Annotated in this window: 11 protein-coding genes and 1 other annotated feature; of the genes, 4 read left to right on the forward strand and 7 right to left on the reverse strand. The window is 43.8% G+C overall.

Annotation, left to right across the window (positions count from 1 at the left end; genetic code table 11):
* Positions 1-28: 28 nt before the first annotated feature.
* Both thrB and thrA read right to left on the reverse strand, forming a co-directional pair.
* Complete coding sequence (gene thrB, locus AC5YB1_RS15075; RefSeq protein ID WP_494519839.1) at positions 29-964, reverse strand: homoserine kinase; 936 nt, start codon at positions 962-964, stop codon at positions 29-31.
* Complete coding sequence (thrA, locus tag AC5YB1_RS15080) at positions 961-3,429, reverse strand: bifunctional aspartate kinase/homoserine dehydrogenase I (RefSeq protein ID WP_494519840.1); 2,469 nt, start codon at positions 3,427-3,429, stop codon at positions 961-963. Before thrA ends, thrB begins: the two co-directional genes overlap by 4 nt.
* Before the next feature lie 722 nt (positions 3,430-4,151).
* Here thrA and slyD point away from each other — a divergent pair.
* Positions 4,152-4,766: a peptidylprolyl isomerase gene (gene slyD, locus AC5YB1_RS15085; protein ID WP_494519841.1), complete on the forward strand. Its 615-nt coding sequence runs from the start codon at positions 4,152-4,154 to the stop codon at positions 4,764-4,766.
* 400 nt (positions 4,767-5,166) lie between these two features.
* Here the strand turns inward: slyD and trpR are convergent, their stop codons facing one another.
* Positions 5,167-5,445: a trp operon repressor gene (gene trpR / locus AC5YB1_RS15090; RefSeq protein WP_494519842.1), complete on the reverse strand. Its 279-nt coding sequence runs from the start codon at positions 5,443-5,445 to the stop codon at positions 5,167-5,169.
* 241 nt (positions 5,446-5,686) lie between these two features.
* On the opposite strand from trpR, the gene AC5YB1_RS15095 reads away from it, so the two are divergent.
* Positions 5,687-6,148 (forward strand): c-type cytochrome, encoded by a 462-nt coding sequence (locus tag AC5YB1_RS15095; protein ID WP_494519843.1) that lies wholly within the window; start codon positions 5,687-5,689, stop codon positions 6,146-6,148.
* A 188-nt stretch (positions 6,149-6,336) separates the two neighbouring features.
* On the opposite strand, the gene AC5YB1_RS15100 is transcribed toward AC5YB1_RS15095, so the two are convergent.
* On the reverse strand, positions 6,337-7,020 hold the full coding sequence (locus tag AC5YB1_RS15100) for a cytochrome b/b6 domain-containing protein (RefSeq protein WP_494519844.1): 684 nt from the start codon (positions 7,018-7,020) through the stop codon (positions 6,337-6,339).
* A 270-nt stretch (positions 7,021-7,290) separates the two neighbouring features.
* On the opposite strand from AC5YB1_RS15100, the gene hpf reads away from it, so the two are divergent.
* Positions 7,291-7,665 (forward strand): ribosome hibernation-promoting factor, HPF/YfiA family, encoded by a 375-nt coding sequence (gene hpf, locus AC5YB1_RS15105; RefSeq protein ID WP_494519845.1) that lies wholly within the window; start codon positions 7,291-7,293, stop codon positions 7,663-7,665.
* An 833-nt stretch (positions 7,666-8,498) separates the two neighbouring features.
* Positions 8,499-8,619 (forward strand) — a sequence feature (Phe leader region).
* 41 nt (positions 8,620-8,660) lie between these two features.
* Positions 8,661-10,655, forward strand: a complete 1,995-nt coding sequence (pheA, locus tag AC5YB1_RS15110; protein ID WP_494519846.1) for a prephenate dehydratase — start codon at positions 8,661-8,663, stop codon at positions 10,653-10,655.
* A gap of 85 nt (positions 10,656-10,740) precedes the next feature.
* Here the strand turns inward: pheA and AC5YB1_RS15115 are convergent, their stop codons facing one another.
* The 3 genes from AC5YB1_RS15115 to hcp form a co-directional block, all read right to left on the reverse strand.
* Entirely contained in the window at positions 10,741-11,076 is a 336-nt protein-coding gene (locus AC5YB1_RS15115) for a hypothetical protein (RefSeq protein ID WP_475516086.1), read from the reverse strand.
* 179 nt (positions 11,077-11,255) lie between these two features.
* Entirely contained in the window at positions 11,256-12,311 is a 1,056-nt protein-coding gene (locus AC5YB1_RS15120) for an FAD-binding oxidoreductase (protein WP_494519847.1), read from the reverse strand.
* 59 nt (positions 12,312-12,370) lie between these two features.
* Positions 12,371-14,035 carry a hydroxylamine reductase gene (gene hcp, locus AC5YB1_RS15125; protein ID WP_475516084.1) on the reverse strand — a complete coding sequence of 555 codons (1,665 nt, stop codon included), beginning with the start codon at positions 14,033-14,035 and terminating at the stop codon, positions 12,371-12,373.
* Positions 14,036-14,159: the final 124 nt, after the last annotated feature.

Genomic DNA, 14,159 nt, shown 5'->3' on the forward strand with positions numbered 1-14,159 from the left:
GTAGTGCGCCTTAATCTGATAATAATGTTCAATCGACCCGACGAGTACCTTGGGTATCAATCTGACAGATATGAGAAAATCCCACACCTTGTTTTACATAGTGGCTATCAAGCCATGCTTGCGCCGCCTGCGCGGTAGCAAGGTCGTCAGTAACCGAAAATAGAGTTGGACCGCTGCCAGAAATGCCTGTGGTTAACATGCCTAGTTCAGCAAGTGCCGCTCGGGCTTGTTCATAACCAGGAATTTCACTGGCACGATAAGGCTCGGCTAACACATCTTTTAATACCGCAATGGCAAGGGTTGCATCTTGCTTATAACTGGCGTGGACAAACGCACTAAGATAACGACCAAAATCGATAGCCACAGATTTGTCATACACCTCTGGCAATAACGCCCGCATTTTAGCGGTCGATAGGGAGATCCCAGGATATGCCACCACCCAATACCACTGTTTAAATACGGGTAATCCTTCACATACCGAATGCGGCACATCGAGCATCAATTGCATGCCACCGAGGTAACATGGTGCGACATTATCATAATGTACCGAGCCGCTAATTTTGCCCTCAAACTCCCCCATTAAACGCAGCAAGGCTTGCTCATCAAAAGGGCGATCGAAATATTCATTTAAGGCATAAAGAGCCGCTACCACTGATGATGCACTGGAGCCGAGGCCACTGCCCACAGGAAGATTCTTCTCCAACGTCATAGCGATACCCGCCTGACTATCTAATTGCGCTAAAAAAAACTCAGCGCATTGATAGACAATATTGTCAGCCGCATCTGCAGGCAACTTGTCGGCCCAGTGACCCGCCAACGATAGAGATATTCCCGTTAAGGCTGGTTCAATAGTGACGCAATCGCCAAGCAATGTGCCATCGATGGGCGCTAACGCCGCACCGAGTAAATCAAAGCCCACCCCAACATTGCCCATCGACGCAGGTGCATAAACCGTTAAACTCATGCGCCCATCTCCCGTGTCCAGTTAAGGGTCCGTAGAAGATCGGCAAAAGCCCCAGCAGCAGTCACATCGGTGCCAGCACCATAGCCTCTGAGCACAAACGGGATTGGCTGATAGTAACGACTGTAAAAGGCCAGCGCATTCTCGCCCCCTTTAACGCTATAGAGTGGATCGTTAGCATCGACTTCTGCGACCTTGACTCGGCAACCTTGCTCATCAATTTGCCCAACATAGCGCAGTACTTTACCTTGTGCCTTAGCCTCATCTACACGCTCTGCTATTTCACTGTCGAGTGACGCTAAGTTGTGCATAAAGGCCGAAACATCGCCTGATGCGTCAAAATGCGTAGGCAATACTGACTCAACCACGATATCACTTAACTCAATTTCCATTCCCACTTCACGGGCTAAGATCAACACCTTGCGCGCTACGTCCATGCCACTCAAGTCATCTCTGGGATCGGGCTCGGTAAAGCACTTGTCACGAGCAATTTTGGTGGCCTCAGAGAGGGTCATTCCCTCATCAAGCATACCAAAGATAAAGGATAACGAGCCCGATAATATGCCATTAAATTTTTGCAATTTATCGCCAGCAAATAACAATTTTTTAAGGTTATCAATCACAGGTAAGCCAGCACCTACCGTCGTTTCATACAAAAATTGACGACGCTGTTTTAACGCAGTTTGCCTTAACGCGCGGTAGTAATCTAAGTCTCGAGTATTGGCTTTTTTGTTAGGCGTAACCACATGTAAGCCGGCATTCATGACATCGAGGTAACGATCGGCAACCAACTCACTAGAGGTGCAATCAACCAATACCGGATTAAGTAATTGCTGCTCAGTCGCCCATGCTAGCATCTGATTTAAATCATAATCTTGTTGGCTGTCACTTAAGCGCCCTTGCCAATGATTAAGATCAACGCCTTGAGCATCGAGCAACATCTGGCGAGAATTAGCAATACCACAGACTCTGACGGTAATATGCTGCGCTTTAAGCATCTCTGATTGTTGTTTTATCTGCTCGAGTAAGCCTGCGCCCACATTGCCACAACCGACTAAAAATACATCCAGATAATGCTGCACATCAAAGAAGCGCTGATGGCAGGCGGCGATAGCATGTTTAGTCTTACGCAGCTCAATCACCGCCGAAATAGAGCGCTCAGATGAGCCTTGAGCAATGGCAACAATATTGACGTTCGCCTGTGCTAACGCTTGGAAAAACTTACCCGCAACGCCCTTATGAGTGCGCATACCATCACCAATTAACGACACTATCGCCAAGTGATGACGCATCTCTATCTCTTCAAGAATGTCACTTTTAAGTTCAAGCTCAAATTCTTGCTCTAACGCCATACGCACTTTGTCCGCATCTTGTGTCGCGACACAGAAGCTAATGCTGTATTCAGATGAGCTTTGGGTGATCAATGAGACCGAAACGCCCGAACGAGAGATAGCCCCCAAGGTGCGACTAGCCATGCCAACCATGCCCTTCATGCCTGGGCCTGCGATATCAAACATGGTCTGTTCATCGAGGTTAGAGATCGCCTTAACATTAAGGCCTGTCTTATCGACTTGGTTAGACACCAATGTCCCTGGTGCATCTGGATTAAAGCTATTACGGATATAACAAGGGATATGATATTGGGCAATAGGAGAGATGGTTTTAGGGTGCAGTACTTTGGCACCAAAGTAAGACAGCTCCATTGCTTCTTGATAGCTTAATTGAGTTAATAGTTTAGCGTCGGCCACCACGCGAGGATCTGTGTTGTACACCCCGTCTACGTCAGTCCATATTTCACAGCAACTAGCATCGATACAGGCAGATAATACCGCCGCCGAATAGTCTGAACCATTGCGCCCAAGGGTAACGATACGTCCATGCTTATCACCAGCGGTAAAGCCAGGCATGACCCACACGCGATGAGCATCAAGCGAAAGCGCGGCAAGTCGTTGTTTACTGGCATTAATATCGACTAATGATTCAAGCACTTCACCTGTCGCTAAAAATAAGTGTTGTGGCACAAGTTGACTAGCCGATATTTCTCGGGCCAACATTAACTGTTCCATTAAGGCCGCAGATAACTTTTCGCCACCCACGATGATTTCAGCGCGAACATAATCTGGACATTCGCCAAGTAGCATGATCCCTTGCAGTTTGTCATGCCAAAGCGACAATTGCTTGTCCAATACTCGCTGAAGATCACTAGACTGCTGTGAGGACAGTTTCTCTTGGCTCGCCTGCTGATATAGCTGTTCAAAAACCAACTTAACCTTATTCAGTACCAGTAGAAAATCACCGCCGCTAACCGCCAAGTCGACCATTTCAAGCAGCCCATTGGTCACGGTTGCTGGGGCTGAAAGCACAACGGCAATACCTTCTTGCTCTGCACTGCTAGCGACAATGTCTGCCACGCCATTAAAACGCTGCCAATTAGCCAGCGAGGTACCACCAAATTTCATCACTTTCATATCATCTCCTTGTACCGCGCTACCCCAGAAACAAAAAAGCCCGCTCCTTGGAGGGAGCGGGCTTATTCAATACTTATATTTTACGTATGTTCAGCCGGCCCCCACGATGGTTGTCGTGGTGGTTGTAATAATGGTGGTTACTACGAAATATAGGCTAAACATTATAATTATCTGTTCACAATTAATTGTGTATTAAGTGGTAACTAGAATTGCTTTTTTTGTATGCAGCTGTCAACCCCCTACAGGCAACTTTCTCAAAAATAGCTAATTCACATCACTTTGATGATGAACATATAAAGTAGATCAATTCAAACATCAACAATTGCGAACATTCGCCATTTAGGACGATACAAATCTAAGCTATACAAACAGATATTCTAGATTAATTCCTTTATTAACAGGTAATAACAGTAGAAATAGTATTCCAGAAAAAGTTAACAATGCAAAATAGACCTTTGTGTAATATTTAAGACTAAAGTCGACATAACATCATAACTCCCCCCTCATTTACTGCAATTAAGGTGAGTGCATAATTTATTGGAAATAGTGAGAAAAAATTCAACAAAAACCGACCGCATCATCACAACTTCCAACGGTACAATGACCCGAGCTAACAACCCGACTCACAATTTATAAATTTTTCATTCAAGAAGCGGTACTAGATCATCGCCAAGTATTAAAAAGCAAGTTAAAATGCCGCCACATTCTGAATTGGAGGCGATATGATAATCACCCAACACAAAGCTGTTAGCATCCATTACCGCTTAACAAACCAACAAGGTGAGTTAATTGAAAGTTCATTTGAAGGTGAACCAATGCTTTACCTTCATGGCGCCGAGAATATGATCCCAGGCTTAGAAGCGGCATTAGAAGGCAAAACGGTTGGTGATAAGCTCGATGTTACCGTTGAAGCTGAACAAGCTTATGGCCCTTATCATGATGGCCTACGCCAAGACGTACCGCTGTCAGCCTTTGGTGACATTGAAGATATCGTACCGGGTATGCGCTTCATTGCCGAAACTGAAATGGGTCAACGTCCAGTACAAGTGACAGAAGTAAAAGATGATGTTGTCGTTGTTGATGGCAACCACCCATTAGCCGGTCAATCACTTAACTTTACCGTTGAGGTGCTTGCTGTTCGCGACGCGACCGAGGAAGAGATTGCCCATGGCCACATTCATGCTGGCGGCAGTTGTGGTGGTCATGAACATAGCCACGAAGGCGGTTGTTGTGGCGGTGAAAGCCACAGCCATGAGGGTGGATGCTGCAATGATGACAGCGAAAAAGAAGCCAAAGAAGGCTGTGATGGCAATGGTGGATGTGGTTGTCGCCACTAAACACTTATCATCAGATGATGATTTAATACTCAAGTTGTAATTGATCCGACGATATAAGACTCGAGTTGTAATATTGAAAGCTGGCAGCCTTTTTTAGGATTTTGCCAGCTTTTTTATTTTAGACTTTCACTTACTTTAACTGCTTAATCAACCTCTTCACATCGATAGTCACCAATAGTTAAGCTAATCGCCATTACTTTAGGCTATTACATCGCTTATATTTTATATCCAGCAGTCGCATTATCGAAAGCGTCTCAGTCCAGATAATCCTGACTCAAGGCTTCTCAAGCACCACTTATATACTGCCTAATAATAGCAACCTTATCTTTACAATAAGGCTGCACTAACTTATTAGCAATTTATAAATAATGAGCATAGTGGCAGAACATCATAGAAGTTTTTATGACAATATTAAGGCTCGAACCGTATCGCGTTGCGCCTCGCTCATATGTTTAAGATAATTAGAGCAACGAGTAATGGTCGCAATACTTATCTCAAACTCAGCTGCCATCCGCCGTTGACTCATTTCCCCCAGTAACAGGGCTTGAAACACTTTTAAACGGCCGGCAACGGCACTTCGTTCCTCTTCAGTGAGTAATAATTCAAATAATGCGTTCAATTCACCAGGCTTTTGATGAGTCATTACTTTATCTAACACTAGATCCCAATTGGCGCGCACAGCAACCTCTGTTGTAATCGTTGACCATTACGAAAGTGTAGCAATAAAGCTACGCTAAAGGCTATAACCGTCAGTCTAAAATATGATAATTCATCGAAAATAGTAGCTTTCGTAACTGAAACACACTTAGCAACAAACATTGAAGTAACTTTAATAAAAAATGATTGGTATCTGACAGTTAATTGCGCTTAGAATAATTGCACCAAGTCACATAAACATCAAAAATCGTGAGAGCCATCCAATGAAAAAACAGATTAAGTTAGGCCTATTCGCACTTGCTGGCAGCGCCATGCTAGCTTCAGTAGCACACGCTAACAACTTTACAGAAGTCGAGGATGCAATCGAATATCGCCAATCAGCATTTGGTCTAATCGCATACAACTTTGGTGATATGGGCGCTATGTTGAAGGGTGAAAAACCGTTTGACGCTGAAGTATTCGCTATGCGCGCACAAAATGTTGCCGCCTTAAGTCAACTACCAGCAGAAGGTTTTGTGGCAGGTTCTGATAAAGGCAATACAGAAGCATTGGCTAAAATATGGAGCGACAAGACTGATTTTGACAGCAAAATGAGTGAGTTTCAGGATAATGCAGCTAAGCTTGCCGTTGCTGCACAAGGTGATGATAAAAACGCATTTAAAGCAGCATTTATGGCTACTGGTAAGAGCTGTAAAGGTTGCCACGACGTCTACAAAAAAGACTAATCGCCAGTAACAGAGCTTGCCTAACTACTATGCCAACCAGCCAAGATGTAAGTTAATGCACTGATATTTAATAATAAAAATTAAATGATCACTTATTCACTTACATGGATACTGTTATTAAAACGAATACTAAAAAGGTTAGCGGTATCTGCCGCTAACCTTTTTTATATGGCTATTTTATCTAACAACTACAACATTACAGTTAACGGCAAAATCAAGTAATTGACCGCCAAGCCCATCAATAGACCTACCAAGATTAATGCAATAATATTAGAGCGAAATCTCAACTCAGCAACCATATCTTGAGTGACATATTTATAACCTGTGATCATTGCGCCCACCAACTTATCACCTTTAAAACTATGCACAATAACCGCTAACACATGCATAGCCGCCAGTGCTAATAGCAGATTAAAGTTCATCTTATGTAACCAGGTTAACGTGCTGCCAAGTTCACTAGTAACGTAACGATAAAGCGGCCCTTCGGTAAACACTTCATCGGTAGCAAACAGACCACTGCTTAACTGCACTAGCAGTATCACCATCATAGTTACTACCATATAGCCACCTAATGGATTATGCCCAAGCGTAGCTTTAGTCGGTTGCTTTAAATAACGGATAACTTGATGAGGTGGCTTCACGAAATGGCTAAAGCGCGCGGTATCACTACCGATGAAGCCCCATAGTAGGCGAAATATAATTAATACCATTAATGAGTAAGCAAATACCTGATGCCATTGCATTTCTCCCGCATCGGCGCTCCACCACAATGCACCGAGTAGCCCAATCATGCCCCAATGAAAGACTCGCGTGGGTAGATCCCACACCTTTAATTTGATTTTATTATCGACACTCGACAATTTGGAAGACATCTCATTTCCTTTACAACAGAAGATGCGTGAGATGATATTTGAAGCGACTCATAGAGGCAATAGAAATGAATTTCTGAAGTTATCTAATCAAATATGACGTCTTAAAATAAGAAATACAAGCTATTCCTAATGTTTATTTAGCCAATTTGTCGATGACATCAAATAAAGCGTTGAACATAAAAATACCGCCACCAAACACGATCTAGATCACATTATTAGTGCGCCAAATTGGTAATCTGAACTCAAGGAAGCAAAGACAAGGTTGGATATATGATAAAGATTACTAGCAAAGATTTCGACGTAACTGCCCCTATCCGTGAACGTATCGAAAGTCGATTGGAGAAACTCAGCAGACACGATATCCAATTAATTAATCCGCATGTCATCATAGAACAAGAGAAGCAAGGATTTAAGATAGAAGCATCGGTCGGTATTCCCAGTAATCAATTATTTGGCCAAGCAACAGATAAAGATCTTTATGCCGCAATCAATGCCATGGGACAAAAGCTTGAAAAGCAACTCAACCGTTTAAACCACAAACCCGAAGGAGCACGTCGCGCAGTACCTGTCATCGATAATGATGTTGTTGGTGATGACTTAGAAGATGAATATGAAGAGACATTTGATAAGGAGTATATCGCGTAGAGGAGTTATTGTTGAGACTGTAGGCAATAATTTTAGGCTCAATAAACACCGAGGAATATCACTAGCAAACTAGCCACATTGTCTACAGTTGCTATATTGTATTTTCGATAAATGCTTAATAATTAAAATGAACATGCCTTTCGTGTTATATCGATTGGGTCTTGGCAGCTAATAACCGCCTCAACGAGTTATCAACTTACTGGAGGAATCTAGCTAACAAACTAGCGATGTTGCCACCCCTTGTTATACTTGAAGGTAGAGCGGTATTGAGAAACAGTAATACAAGGTAAACCTGAAATAGATATAGGAGAACGCCGACACTTGAATTCGATTTTGCAACACAATAAAAAACGACGACTATCCTAGCCTTATGGTACCCAAATGTACCAACAAGGATCAGCTAACGAGCTAAACAGTAATGGTCGTCTCTCTTTGGTAAGGTCGCCAGTTTCACAACGAAAGTGAATGTTAATGGCGCAGTAACAGCATTAAGGAGAGATCACAGTTTGAGTGAAAGGCAAATGAGTTTTTAACGGCGACAGAAAAAGCCACGCAACATTGATTTAATCAACGCCTGGAACATCGCTAATGTAATAGCATCGTCGCCGAGTTGTCAGCAGGATCTAGACCAATTCACTACCAAGTTGAATTAGGGTAAGCAACAGATCCTTAGTAAGTTAGAGGAGGGCCTACCGATTTTGAGAATGCAATCTAAGCTCCAACTAAGCGCACCTGATGGTGCGCTTTTTCATACTACGCCTAAAATGATAAATTGACATACTGCATAACTTTTCATTGACACTCACAACGTAGCGATCTAATTTGATGGCTATGAAAATAACTAGCGTCACTTTTTTTACTTTCTTTTTTATTCCATCCTTTTAGGGAGGCGGAGTTTCGGTGTAAAAACGAAAGTGAAAATTCCAAAGCCTCCCTCAGGGAGGCTTTTTTGTTTTAAAACGTAACCAGATACTCGTTCATATACAGAGGACAGCATGACCAAACCACATTCCTTAAATCACACGCGGGAACAGATCAGTGCACTCGACAATGAACTACTGGCACTGCTCGCCAGGCGCCGCGACTTAAGTTTAGATGTTGCCCGCAGTAAAGAGGTTGATATTCGCCCCATTCGTGACACGCAAAGAGAAAAGGAATTATTAACCCGGCTGGTTAAACAGGGGCGTGAACAGGGATTAGATGCACACTATGTGTTGTCGCTATACCAAAGTATTATCGAAGACTCAGTACTCAATCAGCAAGCTTACTTGCAAGGACGAGCGAATCCTACATTACAAAAACAGCAATACACTATTGCTTATTTAGGGGCCCGCGGCTCCTATTCATACTTAGCCGCCACTCGCTATTGCGACCGCCGCCAAGTCAATATGCAAGACTTGGGCTGTAAAAGCTTCGATGAAATAGTACAAGCGGTAGAGTCTGGTCACGCCGATTATGGTTTTTTACCGATAGAAAACACTTCATCGGGATCGATAAATGAAGTCTATGACGTACTGCAACATACAAGCTTGTCCATTGTTGGTGAAACCACTATCGAGGTCGGTCACTGTTTACTCGCTCACCCAGGTACTCAGTTGGCTCAAATTAAGACCGTCTACGCCCACCCACAACCCATAAGCCAATGTAGTCGTTTTTTAAGCCATCATCCTGAACTCAAGTTAGAATATTGCTCAAGTAGCGCCGAAGCGATGGAACAAGTCTTAGCAAGTAAAGATATGACTGTTGCCGCCATTGGCAGCGCCGAAGGTGGCGCACTGTATCAGCTAGAAGCGATAGAGAAAGAACTCGCCAATCAAAAAATTAATCAAAGCCGTTTCATCGTAGTTGCACGTAAAGCTGTGGCAGTACCAGAACAACTCCCGGCCAAATGCACCCTGATCATGGCCACAGGACAAAAACCCGGAGCCTTAGTAGAAGCCTTATTAGTGCTTAAAGCACACAACCTCAACATGAGCAAACTGGAATCTCGCCCAATCCCGGGAACGCCCTGGGAGGAGATGTTCTACCTAGACCTAGATGCCAATTTATCGAGTGAGTCGATGCAAAAAGCCCTTAACGAGCTGGAGCATATCACTCGCTTTATCAAGGTATTAGGTTGCTACCCCTGTGAAACAGTTAACCCAACACAGCTGAACAATAGCCAGCTTATGATAGAGCCTACTACCAGCAGAACGGCTGAATTTGACGATAGCAACAACAATAATGATAGCCGTATACAAACGTCTCATCGACGCTGGAGCCTGACTCAAAAGCCTCAACTTACCCAGATCACTCATGGACAATTGGCCATAGGTGCTGGACAATTTGCCGCTATCGCACAGCTTAGATTAACCACGGATAATCAAGACTTTGGTCAACAAGCAAAACAACTAAAAGAAGCGGGTTTCCAAGCCGTACTGCTCACCGGAATACATCATATTCAACAAGTCAGTCCGCTATTGGATCAAGTAAAACGTGCCTTACACCAATTCGATTTAAGCTGCATGCTCGAAATCGAATACGAAACCGAATTAAAGCACGCTGTTGAACATGCGGATATCTTACTTATCGGCGGTAAACAGATGCACAACAAAGCATTACTGCAACAAATTGGTGCACTGCACATACCAGTTATTCTAGAGCGCAATACCATGGCCAGTATCGAGGAATTTCTCGATGGCGCTGAAACCATCCTATCTTGCGGTAATCAACAGGTTATCTTGTGTGAATCGGGCATAAGAACCTTTAATGACGCTGTTAAACCCGCTTTGGATTTAGCCGCTCTGGTGCAAATAAAAGCCATGAGTCACCTGCCAATAATCATAAATACCAGTTATGCCTGTGAAGTGCTTAACCAGACCGATATAGCCATAGCAGCAAAACAGTTACATGCTGACGGATTAATCCTGCTGGTGATGCCAGATATAGGCAGTTTCGATGAGCAAATACACCGCCACTGTCGCAGCTTAAGTGAGTTATACCGTAGTTAAGGCATACATGGAGCATTGAACGGCATATAAAAAGAGGGCTAAACACCCTCTTTTTATATTAATAACAAATTATGAAGATAAAATATTAAATCGCTTGGCCATCAACTAGCGCCATCCAGCCCTTTATGGTGCGATGACAAAACCAACATAAAGAGACAATACTTAATGTCACCGCTAGCCAAGCCTGCGGCATGATATAAGCCAATATTAACATCGACAACAGCGTCAACATAGACCAACGTTGCCAACGGATATGTGAATAAAGTAGCTGACTCATCTTACTACTTTTCTGCGCACAATTAATGGCTAAGCCAAGCAATGGCGGCAGCAAAAACAGCGGAAATGCCAACATTAGTCCATATAACAGATGACCGAGGCTATGATCATCAATACCAGCATGTTGAGATGTCGTGGTTATCATAAGCCGGTCACTCCAAGGCTGCCAAAAAATGGTATGAGCAGACTCAATACGAGAGTCTCTATTAATTAACCATACTGTGTCACCTGCATTTACGCAAATCTGTCGAATGTAATGATGCCGCTTTTAACTCTATTTTGCTTACGTTAAAACCACCTCTATACCAATAAATCCATCAAGTATTACTCATTCAAACTCAACTTTACATTAGATTGAAGCCGAGTCGAACATGCCAAAATATAGCCCTGTTCAATTTCAGCTGAAGATAAGGTTAAAGAACTACTTGAGATGGTTTTCCCCTCGATCACCTTACATTTACACGCTCCGCATACGCCAGAGCGACATGCAGCGATAATGGGTAAGCCTTCCGCTTCAATGCCTTCAAGCACCGTTTGCTCCGCTGACAGCGGCGTCTTAACATCGCCAATATGCAACATAAACGGGGCTGACGCTGTGGTAGACTTTGACAGTAAAGGCGCTGCGAGCGCATCACCAAAGCTCTCTTGATGATAACGGCTCATGTCAAAACCAGCTTGCTCAAGCATAGTTCGAACCGCCTGCATATAAGGTGCGGGGCCGCAGACAAATATGGTTCGCTCTTTGTAATCAGGTACTGCTGACGCTAAGGAGACTAACGAGAGACGTCCCTGATAACAATCAATCTCAGCATTCTCCCCCTCTTCTAAGCTATAATCTAACGAGAAGTGTTCATGGCGTTGCTCTAGCTGTTGTAAAGCCTGATGGAAAATCAGATCTTGTGGTGATTTGGCACTATGGAAAAAAGCAATGTTGCTGCCGATTTGAGTATCGGTCAACCAGCGAGACATAGAATACATAGGGGTAATGCCGCTACCTGCACTTAAAAACAGGTACTTATCAGCATCGATATCAACCAAGTTAAACACCCCATCTGGTCCGCGAGCCGTAACGCTATGCTCAGGCAGCAGATGATCCACTAAGTAATTTGATGCTACTCCGCCCTCGATCCGCTTAACCGTTACCACGATAGAGTAAGGACGAGAAGGCGATGAAGATATGGTATAGCTACGTGCAACGGCGTTACCATTAATATTAAGCAACAAGGTGATAAATTGCCCTGGCTTAAAATGAAACTTGACACTCTGTTCGCCCTGAAAACGGAAACTAGTGACATCGTGAGTTTCTTGCCAGCGCTCGACGCACCTTAGACGTACCTCGCCATGCTGCCAAGTCGCAGAGTGATATTGTTGGCTGTTCATAGAGTGAGTTACCCTGGAAAATAGAACACCTATGACCTTAGCCATAGGTGTTAGACGAATTAAGCGACGCTTAAGATATCCTTGAGATCGGCTTCGACAGTTGTAGTCGTACGCAAACCAAACTTATCTTCTAGAATCTTAACGAGATTTTCAGTCAAGAATGCCGGAGCCGTTGGGCCTGTGCGGATGTTCTTCACGCCCAGTGATAACAAGGTCAACAGGATCACGATCGCCTTTTGCTCAAACCATGACAATACTAAGCTCAGTGGCAGCTCGCTTATCTCACACTCAAACACTTCTGACAGTGCAATCGCTAGCTGGATCGCTGAATAAGCATCGTTACATTGACCAATATCCAATAAACGCGGAATACCGTTAATATCGCCAAATGCAAGCTTATTAAACTTATACTTACCACAGCCTAAGGTCATGATAATTGAGTCTTTTGGTGCCGCTGTTGCGATATCGGTAAAGTAGCTACGCTCAGACTTATCACCGTCACACCCTCCCACAAGGAAGAAGTGTTTAATCGAGCCATTCTTCACATTTTCAATCACGGCAGGCGCAGCAGCCATTAACGCATTTCGAGCAAAACCTATGGTGATAAGATGGGGGATCTCATCATAGATAAAGCCTTCTAGCGATAGTGCTTTATCGATCACTGTAGAAAAATCATCACCCATAATATGGGTTACACCAGGCCAACCTACAATGCTGCGGGTGAAAATACGGTCAGAGTAATCGCCTACATTTGGATCGATAATGCAGTTAGAGGTCATCACTACTGCACCAGGGAAGTTAGCAAACTCTTTCTGCTGATTCTGCCACGCACTGCCGTAGTTACCGACAAGATGTGGGTACTTTTTAAAGGCGGGGTAAGCCAGCGCTGGCAACATCTCACCATGGGTAAAGACATTAATGCCCTTGCCTTGTGTCTGCTCTAAAATTAGCTCTAAGTCTTTCATATCATGGCCAGAGACCAAAATAGCTTTGCCTTTCACAGCAACCGTGTTGACTTGCGTCGGCTCAGGGTGACCAAACGACTCAGTTTCGCCCGTATCTAGCATCGCCATCACGCGATAGTTTAGCTGACCAATCTCCATTGCCGTGGCAAACAGTTTGTCGGCATCTTCTGAATCTGAGCCAAGAAACGCCATAATTTCATGGAAGTTAGCCGCTACGTCGCTATCTGTTTGATCAAGAACGCGAGCATGCTCCATGTAGGCCGCAGCACCTTTTAGGCCATAAAGACAAAGTAAACGCAGGCCCATAATATCTTCATGAACACTCTCTTTACCGCGATTAGGCACTGCTTGAGCGGCTTGAGCAAGCATTTCAGGCTTAGATGTTGCCAATATTAATGATGCTGCAGGAATAAGCGTATCGACAGCTTTGCCAGCTTCAGCGCATGCCGTTTCATAGGCCGCCTTTAGGCGGTTACGATAAAGTTCCGCCTGATTGACGTAATCGATTAATCGCTCATCATCAAAGTTGACGTTTGTTAGTGTGGCGAAAAAGGCTTTAGGAACAAAGGTATCAATTTCACTATCAATAATATCAAACTCTCTTGCCTTAACCGCATAGGCTGAAACGCCCTGAAGCAAGTAGATCAACAGATCTTGCAGATCTGAGGTATCAGACAACTTACCGCACATACCTTGAGAATAACTACAGCCATTACCCGCTGGGGTTCTAATCGTTTGCTCACACTGAATACAAAACATTACAACTACTCCTATTTTTAATCATGCCTTTATTTTGCATGTTTTAATAAAGTCTACTGCGACTTGGTCATCAGCTAAAGCGATTTATTGGATCAATGCGATAAACTATGAGGCAGATCAAATT

The sequence above is a fragment of the Shewanella sp. 433 genome (assembly GCF_059338565.1).